Annotated in this window: 18 protein-coding genes; 10 read left to right on the top strand and 8 right to left on the bottom strand. The window is 75.2% G+C overall.

Features of this window, described 5'->3' with window-relative positions; genetic code table 11:
• Nucleotides 1–65 precede the first annotated feature (65 nt).
• Both dinB and Cph01nite_RS06395 read left to right on the top strand, forming a co-directional pair.
• Nucleotides 66–1,322 (top strand): DNA polymerase IV, encoded by a 1,257-nt coding sequence (dinB, locus tag Cph01nite_RS06400; RefSeq protein WP_203672413.1) that lies wholly within the window; start codon nucleotides 66–68, stop codon nucleotides 1,320–1,322.
• An 87-nt stretch (nucleotides 1,323–1,409) separates the two neighbouring features.
• Nucleotides 1,410–1,787, top strand: coding sequence for a helix-turn-helix domain-containing protein (locus Cph01nite_RS06395; RefSeq protein WP_203672407.1), 378 nt, complete (start codon nucleotides 1,410–1,412; stop codon nucleotides 1,785–1,787).
• A gap of 19 nt (nucleotides 1,788–1,806) precedes the next feature.
• Here Cph01nite_RS06395 and Cph01nite_RS06390 read toward each other — a convergent pair whose 3' ends face one another.
• Together Cph01nite_RS06390 and Cph01nite_RS06385 are read right to left on the bottom strand one after the other, a co-directional pair.
• Nucleotides 1,807–2,400: a ClpP family protease gene (locus Cph01nite_RS06390; protein WP_203672406.1), complete on the bottom strand. Its 594-nt coding sequence runs from the start codon at nucleotides 2,398–2,400 to the stop codon at nucleotides 1,807–1,809.
• Nucleotides 2,397–3,026 carry a ClpP family protease gene (locus tag Cph01nite_RS06385; RefSeq protein WP_203672403.1) on the bottom strand — a complete coding sequence of 210 codons (630 nt, stop codon included), beginning with the start codon at nucleotides 3,024–3,026 and terminating at the stop codon, nucleotides 2,397–2,399. The genes Cph01nite_RS06390 and Cph01nite_RS06385 overlap by 4 nt, the downstream gene beginning before the upstream one ends.
• Nucleotides 3,027–3,157: 131 nt before the next feature.
• Here Cph01nite_RS06385 and Cph01nite_RS06380 point away from each other — a divergent pair, with 131 nt between their 5' ends.
• Nucleotides 3,158–3,964 carry an alpha/beta fold hydrolase gene (locus Cph01nite_RS06380; RefSeq protein ID WP_203672402.1) on the top strand — a complete coding sequence of 269 codons (807 nt, stop codon included), beginning with the start codon at nucleotides 3,158–3,160 and terminating at the stop codon, nucleotides 3,962–3,964.
• 121 nt (nucleotides 3,965–4,085) lie between these two features.
• Here the strand turns inward: Cph01nite_RS06380 and Cph01nite_RS06375 are convergent, their stop codons facing one another.
• From Cph01nite_RS06375 to Cph01nite_RS06365, 3 genes are all read right to left on the bottom strand, one after another.
• On the bottom strand, nucleotides 4,086–4,739 hold the full coding sequence (locus tag Cph01nite_RS06375) for an alpha/beta fold hydrolase (RefSeq protein WP_239069075.1): 654 nt from the start codon (nucleotides 4,737–4,739) through the stop codon (nucleotides 4,086–4,088).
• 187 nt (nucleotides 4,740–4,926) lie between these two features.
• Entirely contained in the window at nucleotides 4,927–5,703 is a 777-nt protein-coding gene (locus Cph01nite_RS06370; protein WP_203672399.1) for a fructosamine kinase family protein, read from the bottom strand.
• Between the two features lie 5 nt (nucleotides 5,704–5,708).
• Nucleotides 5,709–6,224 carry an Lrp/AsnC family transcriptional regulator gene (locus Cph01nite_RS06365; protein ID WP_203672398.1) on the bottom strand — a complete coding sequence of 172 codons (516 nt, stop codon included), beginning with the start codon at nucleotides 6,222–6,224 and terminating at the stop codon, nucleotides 5,709–5,711.
• Between the two features lie 121 nt (nucleotides 6,225–6,345).
• On the opposite strand from Cph01nite_RS06365, the gene ald reads away from it, so the two are divergent.
• Genes ald through Cph01nite_RS06350 form a run of 3 tightly spaced genes read left to right on the top strand, consistent with a single transcriptional unit; the run spans nucleotide 6,346 to nucleotide 10,912 of the window.
• A complete protein-coding gene (gene ald, locus Cph01nite_RS06360) occupies nucleotides 6,346–7,482 on the top strand; it encodes an alanine dehydrogenase (protein ID WP_203672397.1) in 1,137 nt (378 codons plus the stop codon).
• Nucleotides 7,483–7,508: 26 nt separating this feature from the next.
• The gene (locus Cph01nite_RS06355) at nucleotides 7,509–9,596 is read left to right on the top strand and encodes a M3 family metallopeptidase (protein WP_203672396.1); all 2,088 of its coding nucleotides are present in this window, start codon (nucleotides 7,509–7,511) and stop codon (nucleotides 9,594–9,596) included.
• A complete protein-coding gene (locus tag Cph01nite_RS06350; RefSeq protein ID WP_203672395.1) occupies nucleotides 9,593–10,912 on the top strand; it encodes a M20/M25/M40 family metallo-hydrolase in 1,320 nt (439 codons plus the stop codon). Before Cph01nite_RS06355 ends, Cph01nite_RS06350 begins: the two co-directional genes overlap by 4 nt.
• 16 nt (nucleotides 10,913–10,928) lie before the next feature.
• Here Cph01nite_RS06350 and Cph01nite_RS06345 read toward each other — a convergent pair whose 3' ends face one another.
• Nucleotides 10,929–11,177 carry a DUF5703 family protein gene (locus Cph01nite_RS06345; RefSeq protein ID WP_203672393.1) on the bottom strand — a complete coding sequence of 83 codons (249 nt, stop codon included), beginning with the start codon at nucleotides 11,175–11,177 and terminating at the stop codon, nucleotides 10,929–10,931.
• 103 nt (nucleotides 11,178–11,280) lie between these two features.
• Here Cph01nite_RS06345 and Cph01nite_RS06340 point away from each other — a divergent pair, with 103 nt between their 5' ends.
• A complete protein-coding gene (locus Cph01nite_RS06340; protein ID WP_203672391.1) occupies nucleotides 11,281–11,568 on the top strand; it encodes a primosomal protein in 288 nt (95 codons plus the stop codon).
• Between the two features lie 44 nt (nucleotides 11,569–11,612).
• Here Cph01nite_RS06340 and Cph01nite_RS06335 read toward each other — a convergent pair whose 3' ends face one another.
• Entirely contained in the window at nucleotides 11,613–12,569 is a 957-nt protein-coding gene (locus tag Cph01nite_RS06335) for an aldo/keto reductase (protein WP_203672389.1), read from the bottom strand.
• A 90-nt stretch (nucleotides 12,570–12,659) separates the two neighbouring features.
• Between Cph01nite_RS06335 and Cph01nite_RS06330 the strand changes: the two genes are divergently transcribed.
• Nucleotides 12,660–13,562 carry an undecaprenyl-diphosphate phosphatase gene (locus tag Cph01nite_RS06330; RefSeq protein ID WP_373307545.1) on the top strand — a complete coding sequence of 301 codons (903 nt, stop codon included), beginning with the start codon at nucleotides 12,660–12,662 and terminating at the stop codon, nucleotides 13,560–13,562.
• Nucleotides 13,563–13,591: 29 nt separating this feature from the next.
• Nucleotides 13,592–14,836 (top strand): cysteine--1-D-myo-inosityl 2-amino-2-deoxy-alpha-D-glucopyranoside ligase, encoded by a 1,245-nt coding sequence (gene mshC, locus Cph01nite_RS06325; protein WP_203672387.1) that lies wholly within the window; start codon nucleotides 13,592–13,594, stop codon nucleotides 14,834–14,836.
• Nucleotides 14,837–14,869: 33 nt separating this feature from the next.
• Here the strand turns inward: mshC and Cph01nite_RS06320 are convergent, their stop codons facing one another.
• Nucleotides 14,870–15,727: a PAC2 family protein gene (locus Cph01nite_RS06320; protein ID WP_203672385.1), complete on the bottom strand. Its 858-nt coding sequence runs from the start codon at nucleotides 15,725–15,727 to the stop codon at nucleotides 14,870–14,872.
• A gap of 204 nt (nucleotides 15,728–15,931) precedes the next feature.
• On the opposite strand from Cph01nite_RS06320, the gene Cph01nite_RS06315 reads away from it, so the two are divergent.
• Nucleotides 15,932–16,573, top strand: a complete 642-nt coding sequence (locus Cph01nite_RS06315; RefSeq protein ID WP_203672383.1) for an HAD family hydrolase — start codon at nucleotides 15,932–15,934, stop codon at nucleotides 16,571–16,573.
• Nucleotide 16,574: the final 1 nt, after the last annotated feature.

Here is a 16,574-nt window from a genome sequence, read left to right as displayed (position 1 = left end):
CGTCGCCTCGCCGGCGCCGCGCCGGGTCTCGACGATCGAACACCTGTTCGACTAGCCTGGGCTGCATGCCCGGCGCGACGATCCTGCACGCCGACCTGGACGCGTTCTACGCGTCGGTCGAGCAGCTGCTCGACCCGCGCCTGCGGGGGCGTCCGATCGCGGTCGGCGGCAGCGCGCGTGGCGGCGTGGTGCTGGCAGCGTCGTACGAGGCGAAGGCCTACGGGGTGGCCGGGGGGATGCCGGGCTGGCGAGCCGCCAGGCTCTGCCCGTCCCTGCACTTCGTCCCGGGGCGGTTCCGCGAGTACCAGCCGTTGGCCGATCGGGTGATGGACGTCCTGGGGGACGTCACCCCGGCGGTCGAGCGCATCTCGATCGACGAGGCGTTCCTCGACGTCGCGGGATCGACCCACCTGTTCGGGTCGCCGGCGCAGATCGCGGCGCTGCTGCGTCGGCGCGTGCGGGAGGAGATCGGCCTGCCGCTCTCCGTCGGCGTCGCGCGCACCAAGCACCTCGCCAAGATCGCGTCGCAGGTCGCCAAGCCCGACGGGGTGGTGGTCGTGGAGCCCGAGCGCGAGCGCGCGTTCCTGGACCCGCTGCCCGTCGGTCTGATGTGGGGCGTCGGTCCGGTCGCCGAGGCGCGGCTGGCGGAGCGCGGGATCACGACGATCGGTGAGCTGGCACGCACGCCGACGGACGCCGTGGAGCAGGTGCTCGGTCGCGCGGTCGGGGCGCGCATGTCGGCCCTGGCGCACAACGACGACCCCCGGCGGGTCTCCGGTGCGGGCCGGGCGCGCTCCGTCGGGGCGCAGTCCGCCCTCGGGCGGCAGCCGGTCACCCGTGAGCTCGTGCGCGAGGTGCTCAGCCAGCTCGCGGACCGCGTCGCCGGCCGGCTGCGTGCCAAGGACCGTGCGGCGCGGACCGTCACGGTGCGCGTGCGGTTCCCCGGGATGCGCTCGGTCACGCGCTCCCTGACGCTGCCCGGACCCGTGGCGACCACGCTCACCCTCACCGAGGTGGCCGAGCAGCTCGTCTGGCAGGCCGTCCGTGAGCAACCCGTCGCGGAGCCCGAGATCACCCTGCTCGCGGTGTCCGTCTCGGGCCTCGTCCAGCAGTCGGCGCTGCAGCTCGAGCTGCCGCTGCTCACGGCCGACCCGCGCCGGCCCGGCTCGGCGCCCGGTGCGGCCCGCTGGGCCGTCGACCGCTCCGTCGACGCCGTGCGGGCCCGCTTCGGCAGCGGCGCGGTCGGGTACCTGCCGACCGCGATGCCGCGCGTGCGGACCGTGCCCGACGAGTTCCGCGAGCTGGCGGAGCACGACCTGTGAGCACCCGCGGCGCCACCCAGCGTGGGCTCCGTTCTGCCGTCAGCGGATCGGCCCCCGGTGCGGCGCTCCCGTCGTTACCGTCGGCCCATGGAGCACCAGGTCGTCCCGCTGGTCCGGACCCGTCGGCCGTCCGCGTGGCGGCGCACCATCGGGGCGCTGCTGCGCACCGCCCGCGAGGAGGGCGGTCTGCGCCTCGTGGACGTCGCCGCCCGCGCCCGCCTGTCCCCGCAGTACCTCTCGGAGGTCGAGCGCGGACGCAAGGAACCCTCGTCCGAGGTGCTCGCGGCGATCACCGACGCGCTCGGGCTGACGCTCGTGGACCTCGCCCGAGGGATCGCCGACGCCCTGGACGCCCCCGCGGCGCCGCTCGCACGTCCCGTCCGGACCGTCGCGGCCCTCGCCCCGCGCTCCACGGCCGGGCGCCCTTCGAGCTCCGGACCGACGGTCACGCTCCTCGCGGCGTGAGGACCGGGCGCCGGACGCCTCACCGGGGCCGCGCCGTCACGACGTGGTCGGCGATGCCGTAGTCCACCGCCTGCTGCGCCGTCAGGACCAGGTCGCGGTCCGTGTCGTGCCGCAGCGTCGCGGTGTCCCTGCCCGTGTGCCGAGCGAGCACCTCCTCGAGCTGCGCGCGCACGCGCACGACCTCGTCGGCCGCCAGGATCAGGTCCGGGATGGTGCCCTGGCCGCGCGTCGTGGGCTGGTGCAGCACGACGCGACCGTGCGCGAGGATCGACCGGCGGCCCGCGGCGCCACCCGCGAGCAGCACGGCCGCGTCGGACGCCGCCTGGCCCACGCACGTCGTCTCGACGTCGGGCCGCACGTACTGCATCGCGTCGTAGACCGCGAGCATCGCCGACGTCGAGCCGCCGGGGGAGTTCACGTAGAGCTGGATCGGCCGCTCGGGGTTCTCCGCCTCGAGGTGCAGCAGCTGCGCGACCAGGACGTTCGCGACGCCGTCGTCGATCTGCGTGCCGAGGTACACGATCCGCTCGGACAGCAGGCGGCTGAACACGTCGACCGACCGCTCCACGTTGCCGCGTCGTTCCACGACGTGCGGCACCAGGTACCCGCTCACGCGTCCACCGCCGGCACCCCGATGCCGACCACGCTGTGCCGGGCAGGCACCGGCCGCACCTCGTCCAGGTCGCTGACGACCGCGTCGACGAACCCGTAGTCCAGGGCCTCGCCGGCCGTGAACCAGCGGTCCCGCAACGAGTCCTCCCGCACGCGATCCACGCTCTGCCCCGTGTGCTGCGCGACCAGGCCCAGCACCGTGTCCCGCGTGTGGCGCAGGTCGTCGGCCTGCAGCTCCACGTCCACCGCGGTGCCGCCGATGCCCGCGGACCCCTGGTGCAGCAGCACGCGCGCGTGCGGCAGCGCGAACCGCTTGCCCGGCGTGCCCGCGGACAGCAGGAACTGCCCCGCGCTCGCGGCCATGCCCACGGCCAGGGTCCGCACGTCGTTGGGGATCAGGCGCATGACGTCGTGGATCGCGAGCATCGCCGGCACCGAGCCGCCGGGGGAGCTGATCCACAGCGTGATGTCGGTGCGCGGGTCCTCTGCGGAGAGCAGCACCAGCTGGGCCGCCAGGCGGTGACCGGTGTGCTCGTCGAGCGCCGTGCTCAGCACGACGATGCGCTCGTGCGCGAGCCGTGAAAGCAGCTCGTCGTCGAAGGGGGGAGACGGTGTGCGTGTGCTCATGGCACCACCCTGCGGCGGCGTCGGACCGTCCCGGCGGCGGTGCTGCCGAGGGCGGATCTGCCGTCGGCCGCACGTCACGTGACGACGCGACGTGGGCGGGCGCCGCGCCCCACCGCCTAGGCTCGGTGACCGTGAGCAGCAGCGCGCCGGGCACCGTCAGCAGCACGACCGTGGGGGACACCGGTGACCCGGTCGTCTTCCTGCACGGCCTGTTCGGGCAGGGACGCAACTTCACGCAGATCGCCAAGGCGCTGGCTCCCGAGCACCGGTCCCTGCTGGTCGACCTGCCCGACCACGGGCGGTCGGCCTGGACGGACGCTTTCGACTACGCGGCGACCGCCGACGCCGTCGCGGCGCACCTGCGGGCCGGGTTCGCCGCCGACCGGCCCACCCACGTGGTCGGGCACTCGATGGGCGGCAAGGTCGCCATGCTCCTCGCGCTGCGTCACCCGGACCTCGTCGACCGCCTGGTCGTCGCGGACATCGCGCCGGCGGCGGGCGGCAACGTGGGCGAGTTCGCCCACCTCCTCGACAGCCTCGCGGGCCTCGACCTCACGGCCGTGATGCGCCGGGGGGACGCCGACCAGCAGCTCGCCGACAGGATCCCCGACGCGCGGGTCCGCGGGTTCCTCCTGCAGAACCTGCGCGCCGACGGCGGCGGCTTCCGGTGGCAGGCCAACCTCGACCTGCTGCGCCGCGACCTCCCGGTCATCGGCGGGTTCCCCGACGTGGAGGGCGCGACGTTCGACCACCCGGTGCTGTGGGTCGCGGGCTCCCGGTCCGACTACGTGCGACCCGAGCACGACCCGCAGATGCGTCGGCTGTTCCCGCGCACGACGCTCGTCACGCTCAAGGGCGCCGGGCACTGGGTGCACTCCGAGCAGCCGGAGGCGTTCGCCTCGGTGCTGCGCACGTTCCTGCGGGCCACGTCGGACTGAGCGCCCGGCCCGGGCCCCGCCGGTCGCACGGCGGCGCCGCGTCAGGCGTGCACCGGGTCAGGCGTGCACCGGGTCAGGGGTGCACCGGGTCAGGGGTGCACCGGGTCGGACGCGCGCGACGTCAGACGTGCACGAGGCGGGCGCCGTGCACGGGGGTGCGCACGGCGAGCTCGTTCAGCGCGTCGAGCAGGACGCGGTTGAACGCGGCGGGCGCGTGCGAGTTCACGTCGTGCCCCGCCCGTGGCACGACGGTCAGGCGTGCGCCCGGCAGCGCGCGCAGGTAGCGCCGCTCGTCGAGGCGCAGCGGGTCGCGCTGCCCGTTGACCACCCACACGGGCAGCAGGAGGCGCCGCAGGTCGCGCAGTGGGGAGTACCCGGCGAGCGCGTGCAGCATGTCGGCCACCACGTGCCAGGTCCCCTGCCCGAGGCCGAGCCACCGCGTCACGCGGGTCGAGGCCCGCCGGTACAGGTGCAGCGGCTTGCCCTTGATCTCGGTCGAGCAACCGGCGAGCACGACACCGGCCAGCCTCTCCTCGTTCCGGCTCGCGTACGCGAGCGAGACGTACCCACCGAGCGACAGGCCCACCAGCAGCGGCGGTGCGGGGCACGCGGCCACGGCGTCGTCGATCGCTGCGAGCGCACCCTCGAGGGTGAACCGCTCGTCGCTGCGCGCGCCGTGGCCGGGCAGGTCGATGGGGAACGTCGGGTGGCCGCCGTGGCGCAGCGCGGCGACCTGCGCGTGCCAGATCGCGGACGACGTCCGTGTGCCGTGCACGAGCACGATGGGCGTGGTGATCGCTCGACCTCCCTCGGCGACGGTGGTGCCCCTGAGTTGTCGGCAGCACCGGACGCGACCTGGAGGGCTGCGTGAGGTTAACCCGTGGACCTGGCTGCCGACCGGGCGCGGTCGCAGCCCTCACGACACCCACACACGACCACCGCGCACCCCCGCGACGAGGCGGTCAGGTCGACACGAGGCAGTGCAGCAGCCGGCGCAGGTGCGCGACGTAGCCACCGCCGAACAGCAGCGCGTGCACCGCGACGGGGTACAGCTGGTGCAGACCGACCCGGTCGCGCCAGCCCTCGTGCAGGGGGTGCTGCTCCTGGTAGGCGTCGAGCACGTCGTCCAGGTGCGGCAGCCCGAACAGCGCGAGCATCGCGAGGTCGGTCTCCCGGTGACCGCCGTGCGCGGCGGGGTCGATCAGCGTCGCCCCGCCGGGCGTCCACACGACGTTGCCCTGCCACAGGTCGCCGTGCAGCCGTGCGGGGCGGTCGTCGTCGTCCCAGCGCCCGTCGTGCAGCTGGGAGGCGAGGCGCCCGAGCGCAGCCTCGTCGGCGGGGGTCGTCAGCCCTGCGACGCGCAGCCGGCGGGCGACGGGCGCGATCCGGCACTCGGCCAGGAAGGCACCCCACGCGGCGTGGTCGCCGCGGTCCAGGGGCAGCGGGTCGTCGAGCGGCCCGAACCACCCGTCGCCCTGCCACCCGGGCGGGAGCGCGCCGAACGCCGGCGCACCTGCGTCGTGCGTGCGCGCCAGCGCCGCACCGAACGCTCGCGCGGCGGCCCGCTCGGGACGCACCGCGGTCAGGCGGACGAGGTCCAGGTGGTCGGCACCCACCGCGAGCACCTCGACGACCGGCGCGCCGCCGGCCGCCGCGAGCCAGCGCAGGCCCGCGGCCTCGCAGGCGAAGAACCCCGGCGGCGCCCCGGCGCGCGCCTTGCGGTGGACGGCGACCCGCATCCGGCTCACCCGGCCGTCGTCGGCACGTGCAGGTGCTCGAAGACCAGGCTGGTCTGCGTGTGCGCGACCTCGTGACGGGTGCTCAGGTGCTCCACGACGAACGCCCGCAGGGCACGCGAGTCGTGCACCGCGACGTGGACCAGGACGTCGTCCGAGCCGCCCAGCAGGTACACGTCGCGCACCTCCGGGCGAGCAGCGAGCGCACGTGCGAAGGCGCCCAGCTGGCGTCGGGCCCCGGCCTGCAGCCGGACCGCGATGATCGCCTGCAGGCCCCTCCCGACGGCCTCGGGGTCGACGACGGCGTGGAAGCCCCGCAGCACGCCGCTCGCGCGCAGCGCCGCCACGCGGGTGTGGCACGTCGAGGGCGCCACCCCGACCCGCGCGGCGAGGTCCTTGTTCGAGATCCGCCCGTCGCGCTCCAGCTCGCGCAGCAACCTGCGGTCGAGGTCGTCCAGAGCGCCGAACGCGGTTCGGCTGCCACTGCGCGACGACCCCGTGTCGGGCGAACGATCCACTGACATGTGGCGACGATACCGAACAGCATCCCGTCGTCATGCGGCCGCAACACACGAACTTCACACTCGAGGGGCAGGACCGCGCTCGCGGCCCGCCCCCTCCCGTCCCGGACAAGGAGCTCCCGCCATGCAGGTCGGCATCCCGCGCGAGACCAAGAACCGCGAGTACCGCGTCGCCCTCACCCCGGCCGGGGTGCAGCACCTCGTCGCCGCAGGGCACGAGGTGCTCGTCGAGACGGACGCGGGTGCGGGGTCCGCGATCGACGACGACGACTACCGGGCCGCCGGCGCGGTCGTGGTCCCCACCGCCGCCGACGCCTGGTCCGCCGAGCTCGTGTGCAAGGTCAAGGAGCCCGTCGCCGGCGAGTACGGCTACCTGCGGGACGACCTCACGCTGTTCACCTACCTGCACCTGGCCGCCGACCGCGCGGCCACGGACGCGCTGCTGGCCGCCGGCACCACCGCCATCGCCTACGAGACCGTGCAGCTGCCCGACGGGTCCCTGCCCCTGCTCGCCCCGATGAGCGAGGTCGCCGGCCGCCTCGCGACGCAGGTCGGCGCCTACCACCTCATGCGCAACGAAGGTGGCCGCGGCGTGCTCCTCGGCGGCGTCCCGGGCGTCGACGGCGCCAAGGTCGTCGTCCTGGGCGGCGGAGTCGTCGGCACGCACGCGGCGCAGATCGCCGTGGGCATGCGCGCCGACGTCACGGTGCTGGACCTGTCCGTCCCGCGGCTGCGCGAGCTCGACGAGCTCTTCGGCGGTCGCGTGCGCACCCTCGCGTCGTCGACCTGGGCGATCGAGCGCGAGCTGCTCGACGCGGACCTCGTGATCGGCGCCGTCCTGCTGCCGGGGGCCCGTGCCCCGCGCCTGGTGAGCAACGAGCTCGTCGCGCGGATGCGGCCGGGTTCGGTGCTGGTCGACGTGGCGGTCGACCAGGGAGGGTGCTTCGAGGCAACGCGCGCCACCACGCACGACGACCCGACGTTCCTCGTCCACGGGTCGGTGATGTACTGCGTCGCCAACATGCCCGGCGCCGTCCCGGTCACCTCGACGAGGGCCCTGACCAACGTGACGCTGCCGTACCTCGCGGCGCTCGCGGGCCGGGGCTGGCGTGCCGCGGCGGCAGCCGACCCGGCGCTCGCGGGCGGCGTGACGACGCATGCGGGGCGGCTGCTGAACGCCGGCGTCGGCGAGGCGCACGGCTACGCGTGGACGCCCGTGCACGACGCCCTGACCGGCTCGGGCGCCGCGGTCCGCGGCTGACGCCGGAGTCTGTGACGATGGGTCCCATGACCTCCGAGGCGCTGCCGCTCGACGCTGCCCACCCGTTCGCCCGTGCGTCCGACCTGCCCTACGGGCTGCCCGACTTCCGGGAGCTGCGCGAGGAGCACTACCTGCCTGCGCTACGGGCCGGGATGGCGGAGCAGCGCGCGGAGGTCGACGCGATCGCGAGCGACCCGGCCGAGCCGACGGTCGAGAACACGCTCGAGGCGCTGGAGCGCTCCGGCCGCCTCCTGCACCGGGTGGCCTCCGCCTTCTACGTGCAGTCGGGGGCGGAGTCCACGCCGGGCCTGCAGGCCGTCGAGGAGGCCGTCGCCCCGCTGCTGGCGGCGCACTCCGACGCGATCTGGCTCGACGGCCGGCTGCACGCGCGGGTCGAGGCGCTGGCGGCACGGCTCGAGGCCGACGGCACCGAGCTCGCTCCCGACACCGCCTGGCTCCTGCACCGCACGCGCACCCGCTTCGCGCGCGCCGGCGTGGGCCTGTCCGACGCCGACCAGGAGCGGCTGCGGGCGATCAACACCGAGATCACCTCGCTCGACGCGGCCTTCGGTCGCCTCCTGCTGGCCGGCGCCAACGCGGCCGCGGTGCTGGTCACCGACGAGGCCGAGCTCGACGGGCTCCCGGACGACGCCCGCGCCGCCGCGGCGCAGGCCGCGACCGCCCGGGGTCACGAGGGGGCGTGGCTGATCGAGCTGCAGCTGCCCACCCAGCAGTCGGTGCTGTCGCTGCTGCGGGACCGCGGCCTGCGCGAGCGGGTCCTGACCGCTTCGCTGACGCGTGGCGCGGGCGGCGAGCACGACACCCGGCGCACGCTCCTGGACCTCGTGCGGCTGCGCGCGGAGCGGGCGCGGCTGCTCGGCTTCGAGCACCACGCCGCGTACGTCGCGGCCGACGCCACCGCCGGGTCGGCGCAGGCCGTCGAGGCGATGCTCGCGCGCCTGGCGCCGGCAGCCGTCGCGAACGCCCGCGAGGAGGCCGCCGACCTGGAGCGTGCGCTGCAGGCCGACCACCCCGGGGCGTCGCTCGAGCCGTGGGACTGGTCCTTCTACGCCGGTCGCGTGCGCCAGGAGCGACGGGCCCTGGACGAGGCGCAGCTGCGGCCGTACCTCGAGCTCGAGCGGGTGCTCGCGGACGGCGTGTTCCACGCCGCGCACCTGCTCTACGGCCTGACGTTCGCCGAGCGGCACGACCTCGTGGGCTACCACCCCGACGTCCGCGTCTTCGAGGTGTTCGACGCCGACGGCACGGGGATCGGGCTGTTCCTCGGCGACTGGTGGACCCGGCCCGCCAAGCGCGGGGGCGCGTGGATGAACTCGCTGGTGGACCAGTCGACGCTGCTGGGCGAGGCGCCCGTCGTCGTCAACAACCTCAACGTGCCCCGCCCGCCTGCCGGCCAGCCGACGCTGCTGACCTGGGACGAGGTCATCACCCTGTTCCACGAGTTCGGGCACGCGCTGCACGGGCTGCTGTCGGCCGTGCGGTACCCGTCGCAGTCCGGCACGAGCGTGCCGCGCGACTTCGTCGAGTTCCCCTCGCAGGTCAACGAGATGTGGGCGTGGCACCCCGAGGTGCTGCGGTCCTTCGCGGTGCACCACGAGACCGGTGAGCCCATGCCGACCGCCTGGGTCGAGACCCTGCTCGCGGCCCGGCAGGACGGTGAGGGGTTCGCCACCACGGAGTACCTCGCCGCCGCGCTGCTCGACCAGGCCTGGTACCGGCTGGCGCCGCAGGACGTCCCGACGGACGTCGAGGAGGTCGAGGCGTTCGAGGCCCGCGCGCTGCGCGACGCCGGCGTCGACCTGCGCACCGTCCCGCCGCGGTACCGCACGACGTACTTCAACCACATCTTCGGCTCCGGCTACTCGGCCGGCTACTACGCGTACATCTGGTCCGAGGTGCTCGACGCCGACACCGTCGAGTGGTTCGCCGAGAACGGGGGCCTGCGCCGCGAGAACGGTGACGCGTTCCGCGCCCGGCTGCTCGGACGCGGCGGCTCCATCGACCCGCTGCAGGCGTTCCGCGACCTGCGCGGCCGCGACCCGCGCATCGAGCCGCTGCTGGCACGCCGGGGCCTGCTCCGGGCCGCCCGGTGACGGCGGCGCCGGTCACGGCGCAGGACGAGGTCGTCGACCTGTGCCGCGACCTCATCCGCATCGACACGACCAACCCCGGCGACGGCACGGGACCGGGGGAGCGCCAGGCGGCCGAGTACGTCGTCGGCCTCCTGCAGGACGTCGGCCTGGAGCCCGAGCTGTTCGAGAGCGCACCGGGCCGGGCCAACGTCGTCGTCCGCCTGGAGGGCGAGGACCCCGCGCGCCCGGCCCTCGTCGTGCACGGGCACCTCGACGTCGTGCCCGCGCACGCACCCGACTGGTCCGTCGACCCGTTCGCCGCCGAGCTGCGCGACGGCCTGGTCTGGGGCCGCGGTGCCGTCGACATGAAGGACATGGACGCGATGGTGCTCGCGGTCGTGCGGCAGATGGTCCGCGAGGGCCGCCGCCCCGCCCGTGACGTCGTGCTGGCCATGTTCGCCGACGAGGAGGCCGGCGGGCGGCTCGGTGCGCACTGGGCCGTCGAGCACCGACCCGAGCTGTTCGCGGGCGCGACCGAGGCGATCAGCGAGGTCGGCGGGTTCTCGGTCGACGTCGCCGGGCAGCGGGTCTACCTGCTCCAGACGGCCGAGAAGGGCCTGGCGTGGCTGCGGCTCGTGGCCGAGGGTCGCGCGGGGCACGGCAGCCAGGTCAGCACCGACAACGCCGTGACGCACCTGGCCGCCGCGGTCGCCCGCGTCGGGGCGCACGCGTGGCCCCTGCAGCTCACGCCGACGGTGCACGCGCTGCTCACCGGCGTCGCGGACCTCACGGGCCTGCCGTTCGACCCCGAGGACCCCGGCACCGTCGACGCCCTGGTCGACGCGCTCGGACCGGCGTCCCGGTTCGTCGGGGCGACCCTGCGGCACTCGACCAACCCGACCCGGCTCGCGGCCGGGTACAAGGAGAACGTCATCCCCGGTGTGGCGACCGCCGCCGTCGACGGGCGGTTCCTGCCCGGCGCGTCGGCCGAGTTCGACGCGACGGTCGCCGAGCTCGTCGGACCGCACGTGCGCGTCGAGGACCTCGTGCGGGACACGGGCCTGGAGGTGCCGTTCGCCGGCGCCCTCGTCGACGCCATGGTCGCCGCGGTCGTCGCGGAGGACCCCGGGGCCCACGTCCTGCCCTACATGCTCTCCGGCGGCACCGACAACAAGTCGCTGTCGCGGCTGGGCATCACGGGGTACGGGTTCGCCCCGCTGCGGCTGCCCGCCGACCTGGACTTCGCCGGCATGTTCCACGGCGTCGACGAGCGCGTGCCCGTCGACGCGCTGCGCTTCGGGACCCGCGTGCTGGACCGGCTGCTGACCACCTGCTGACCAGCGGCGGGCCCCGTCAGCCCACGGTGTCGGCGAGGGTGGACCTGACGCGGATGATCTTGCGTCGCAGCCACACGCGGCGCTCGCCGCCGGCGTACAGCCGCAGCCGCGCGAGCTCCCAGCGCCCGTACTCCGCCTCGTCGGTCAGCATGCGGCGGGCGTCACCGCCCGACGTCGTGGGCGGGATGCGCAGCATCCGGTACTCCCACTGCCCGCCGTTCGAGTCCCACTCGCTGCGTCGCTCACGCACCGTGCCGTCCGCCATCGCCCACCTCGTCCCGTCGGTCCGGGTCCCGACGTCGCGCCAGGAGCGCCCGTCGGCGCCGCTGCGGTGCCATTGTGCCCCGCGCGGCGCTACGGTTCATCGCATGACCGTGGACCCGCGCGCCGCCCTCGACCGTCTGGTGGCCGCCCTCGAGGCGCACTACGCCGCCGTCGTCTCGAAGGACGACGACGACGACCCCGCCGTGGACGACGCGTACGACGTGCTCGCGGACGCCTTCGAGGTCTACGACGACGCCCTCGGCACCGCCCACGGCGAGGCCACGCCGTTCTACCTCGCGGAGGAGGACGACGACGAGGACGACGAGGACCTCGACGAGGACGACCTCGACGACGAGGACGACGAGGGCGAGATCGAGGACGACGACGCCTGACGGCGCGACCGTCGCGCGGGCGCCGGACGGCCCGCCCCGGAGGCTCAGCGCTCGGGGTACCCGGCCTGCGGCGCGGTGATCTCGTCCAGCACCACGACGATCTCCGGCGGCAGGCGGAGGTCCTCGACCGCCAGGGCGCCGCGCAGCTGCGCCGCGGTGCGGGCACCGACCACGGCGCTCGCCACGCCCGGCCGGGAGGTCACCCAGGCGAGCGCCACCTCCAGCGGCGTGCGGTCCAGGCCCGCGGCGGCGGTGACGACCGCGTCGACCACGCCCGCGGCGTCGGCCGTGAGGTACGGCTGCACGAACCCGGCCAGGTGGGCCGACGCCGCCCGCGAGTCCGAGGGGATCGTGCGGCGGTACTTGCCCGTCAGCACGCCGCGACCCAGCGGCGACCACGCGAGCAGCCCGGCGCCCAGCGACGTGCACGCGGGCAGCACCTCACGCTCGACGCCGCGCTGCAGGAGCGAGTACTCCGCCTCGACCGCGGCGAGACCGGGATCGGGCTCCAGCAGCGTGGCCGCGCGCGCGACCTGCCACCCGGCGTGGTTCGACAGGCCGACGTAGCGGGCCTTGCCCGCCCGCACCGCGTGCCGCAGCGCCGTGACCGTCTCCTCCAGCGGGGTGCGCGGGTCGGGCGTCGCGAGCCACAGGTCGACGTGGTCGGTGCGCAGCCGGCGCAACGACCCGTCGAGGCTGTCGAGCAGCGCCCCGCGCGACGCGTCGACGACACCCCCGCCGGGCGTGCGACGCACCCCGGCCTTGGTGCACACCACGACGTCCTCGCGGTCCACGACGTCGCCGAGCATGCTGCCCAGCAGCGCCTCGGCACCACCGTCGGCGTACGCGGCCGACGTGTCGACCAGCGTGCCACCGGCCTCGACGAAGTCACGCAGCTGGTCGGCGGCCTCGTGGTCGTCGGTGTCCCGGCTCCACGTCATGGTGCCCAGACCGAGCGACGAGACGCGCAGACCCGTGCGGCCCAGACGGCGGTGCTCCATGGGGCGTCACCCTAGCCGCGACCACCGCACGACCGGGCCACGACGGGCCGTGCGGTCGTGCCCGACGCGGCACCGCTATCGTTGCGCCTCGTGGCAACGGGCATCGGTACAGGTGAGGCGATCTTCCTCGGGCTGGTCCAGGGGCTCACGGAGTTCCTCCCCGTGTCGTCGAGCGCGCACCTGCGCATCGTCGGGGAGCTCGTGGGCTCGGGCGACCCCGGGGCGGCCTTCACGGCCATCACGCAGCTGGGGACCGAGACCGCGGTGCTCCTCTACTTCCGCCGCGACATCAAGCGCATCGTGCTGGCCTGGTGGGCCGCGGTCCGGGGCGCCTACGGCACGGACTGGCGGGCGCGGGCGGGCATGCCCGCCGGGCAGCCGTCGGACCGTGACGCGCTCATGGCGTGGTTCATCGCGCTCGGCTCCGTGCCGATCGTCGTGCTCGGGCTGGCGTTCCAGGACGCCATCGAGCGCCCCTTCCGCAACCTGTGGCTCGTCGCCCTGACCCTCGCCGGCTTCGCGCTCGTGCTCGGCTGGGCCGACCGCAGGGGTGCCCGCACGCGCCGCCTCGAGGAGCTGACCCCGCGGCACGCCCTCGCGTTCGGGTTCTGGCAGGCGCTCGCGCTCGTGCCCGGCGTGTCACGCTCGGGCGGCACCATCACCGGCGGTCTCCTCATGGGCTACAGCCGTGAGGCCGCCGCCCGCTACTCGTTCCTGCTGGCGATCCCGGCCGTCTTCGGCTCCGGGCTGTTCCAGCTCGCCAAGAACCTCGGGTCCTTCGGCCAGGCCGGCACGCCCGGGTTCGGTGCGACGCTCATCGCGACCGTCGTGGCGTTCGCGATCGGGTACGTCGTGATCATCGCGTTCCTCAAGATCGTCTCGACCTTCAGCTACACCCCCTTCGTCTACTACCGCATCGGCCTGGCCCTGGTCGTCGTCCTGCTCCTGCTCACCGGCGTGCTCGAGCCGATCAGCATCCCCGCGGGCACCTGACCGCGACGGCGCCGGTTAGGCTTCCGGACGTGCTCACCTGGCCCGCGCCCCAGATCCCTCGGCTGCCGGGGACCGGTGACCCGGTCCGGGTGCTGGACACCTCCACGGGCGCCCTCGTCGTGGCCGCGCCCGGCCCGCACGCCCGCCTCTACGTGTGCGGCATCACCCCGTACGACGCGACCCACCTCGGTCACGCCGCGACGTACGTCGCGTTCGACGTGCTCGTGCGCGCGTGGCGCGACGCCGGTCAGCGCGTGACCTACGCCTCCAACGTCACCGACGTGGACGACCCGCTGCTCGAGCGGGCCACCGCCACCGGGGTCGACTGGCGCGAGCTCGCCGCCCAGCAGACCGCGCTGTACGCCGCGGACATGACGGCCCTCGGCGTCGTCCCGCCCGACGTGTACCGCGGCGTCGTGGAGTCCGTCCCGCAGGTCGCCGCCGCCGTCCAGCAGATGCTCCAGCAGGGCGTCGCGTACCGGCTGCCGACCCCCGACGGCGGCGACGACGTGTACGCCGACCTGTCCGCGGACCCGGCGTTCGGGAGCGTCGCGCGCCTGGACGACGCCACGATGCTCACGCTGAGCGCCGAGCGCGGCGGCGACCCCGACCGACCGGGCAAGCGGTCCCCGCTCGACCCGCTGCTGTGGCGGGCCGAGCGCGCGGGCGAGCCGGCCTGGGACGCCCCCGGCCTGGGACGAGGTCGCCCCGGGTGGCACATCGAGTGCACCGCCATCGCGGCCGACGGGCTCGGCGTGCCGATCGACGTCCAGGGCGGCGGATCCGACCTCGCGTTCCCGCACCACGAGTGCAGCGCGTCGCACCTGCGGCTCCTGACGGGCGGACAGGCCCCCCGCACCCACGTGCACACCGGGATGGTCGGGTACCAGGGCCACAAGATGAGCAAGTCGCTCGGCAACCTCGTGCTCGTGTCGACGCTGCTCGCCGAGGGCGTCGAGCCGATGGCCGTCCGCCTCGCGGTCCTGGCCCACCGCTACCGGGACGACTGGGAGTGGACCGACGCCGGGCTGGCCGCCGCGCAGCAGCGGGTCGTCACCTGGCGGCGCGCGCTGTCCGGCAACGGCGGCCCCGACGCCGCGCCCGTCCTGGCCGCGGTCCGCGCGGCGGTGGCCGACGACCTGGACACGCCCCGCGCGCTCGCGGTCGTCGACGCGTGGGCCGCGACCGCGCTCGCCGGCGAGGTGCCGTTCCACGAGGGTGCGCCCGGGGTCGTCGCCCGCACCGTCGACGCGCTCCTGGGTGTCCGGATGTGACGACGTCGCGCCGGTGAGCAGCGGGCGGGCGGATCAGCCGCCGGTGCCCTTGTCGCGGCGGCGCAGGTACCGCTCGAACTCCTGGGCGATGGCCTCGCCGCTGGCCTCGGGCAGCTCGGCGGTGTCCTTCGCCTCCTCGAGCTGGCGCACGTACTCGCCGATCTCGGAGTCCTCACCGGCGAGCTCGTCGACACCGTGCTGCCACGCGGTCGCGTCCTCGGGCAGCTCCGCCAGCGGCACGGGCTCGCCGAGCAGCGCCTCGATCCGGTGCAGGATCGCCAGGGTCGCCTTGGGGGACGGGGGCGCGGCGACGTAGTGCGGGACCGCCGCCCACAGCGACAGCGCCTGCATCCCGCGCGCGGCGGCCTCGTGCTGGAGCACCCCGACGATGCCCGTCGGACCCTCGTACGTGTTGGGCTCCAGACCCATGAGCTCGCGCACGTGCGCGTCCTCGCTGGTCGCGTTGACGGGGATCGGCCGCGTGTGCGGCACGTCGGCCAGCAGCGCGCCCACCGTCACGATGGTCCGCACGCCGAGGCCGGCCGCGATGTCGAGCAGCTCGCCGCAGTACCGCCGCCACCGCATCGAGGGCTCGATGCCGTGCACGAGCACGACCTGCCGCCCGGACCGGGGCGTCGTCGCCAGGGCCACCGCGGTCGTGGGCCACGTGATCTCGCGGGTGCCGTCCGGTCCCAGGCCCACCACGGGGCGGTTCACCTGGAAGTCGTGGTAGTCCTCGGGGTCCAGCTCGTCGACCTGCTCCGCGCCCCACACGTCGTGCAGGTGCTCCAGGGCCGTCGTCGCCGCGCTGCCCGCGTCGTTCCACCCCTCGAACGCCGCGAGCATGACGGTCTCACGGGCCGGCAGGTCGGGGGCTGCGTGCTCGGTCACGGTCCCACACTAGGGCGCGAGTGCCGTCCGGGCCGGACGCCGGGTACCTGCGCGCCCGCGCGGGTACGCTCGTCCGGCCGCCCACCCGACCGCCGCACGCACCTGGAGTCCGCCCTGAGCACCCTCGCCGACCACGCCGACGCCGCCCGCGACGACCAGCACGAGGCCACCGGACGGGTGCTCCCGGCGGCCGTGCTGTGGGACATGGACGGCACCCTGATCGACACGGAGCCGTACTGGATGGCAGCCGAGGTCGAGCTGGTCGAGGCCCACGGCGGGGTGTGGACGCACGAGGACGCGGTCGCGATGATCGGCAGCTCGATGGACGTCGCCGCGGCGCAGCTCCAGGCGCGCGGCGTGCCGCTGTCGGTCACGCAGATCGCCGACGCGCTCAACTCGTCCGTGCGCGCGGCCGTCGCCGCGGGGATCCCGTGGCAGCCGGGCGCGTACGAGGCGTTGCGGGCGCTGCACGCCGCGGGCGTGCCGCAGGCACTGGTGACGTCGTCGTTCGCGGTCGTCGCGGCGCCGTTCGCGGACGCCGTCGGCCTGTTCGACGTCGTGGTCACCGGCGACGTCGTGACCCGGTCGAAGCCGGACCCCGAGCCGTACCTCGCGGCGGCCGGGCTGCTGGGCGTCGACATCAGCGCGTGCGTGGCGTTCGAGGACTCCCGCTCCGGGCTGGCGTCGGCCGTGGCGAGCGGTGCCCGGGTCGTCGCGGTGGACTCCCACGTGGTCCTGGACCCGCCCGCCGGGGTGTCGCGCACGTCGTCCCTCGTGCCGTTCGACGTCGCGACGATCGCCCGGGTCGCCGCCGGCGAGACGCTCGACCTGCGCGACGCGGCCTGAC

Source organism: Cellulomonas phragmiteti, from assembly GCF_016862775.1.
In the GTDB taxonomy this organism is placed as follows: Bacteria; Actinomycetota; Actinomycetes; order Actinomycetales; family Cellulomonadaceae; genus Cellulomonas; species Cellulomonas phragmiteti.
Note: the sequence above shows the minus strand (reverse complement) of the source record. Positions and strands in the feature narration are given on the sequence as shown.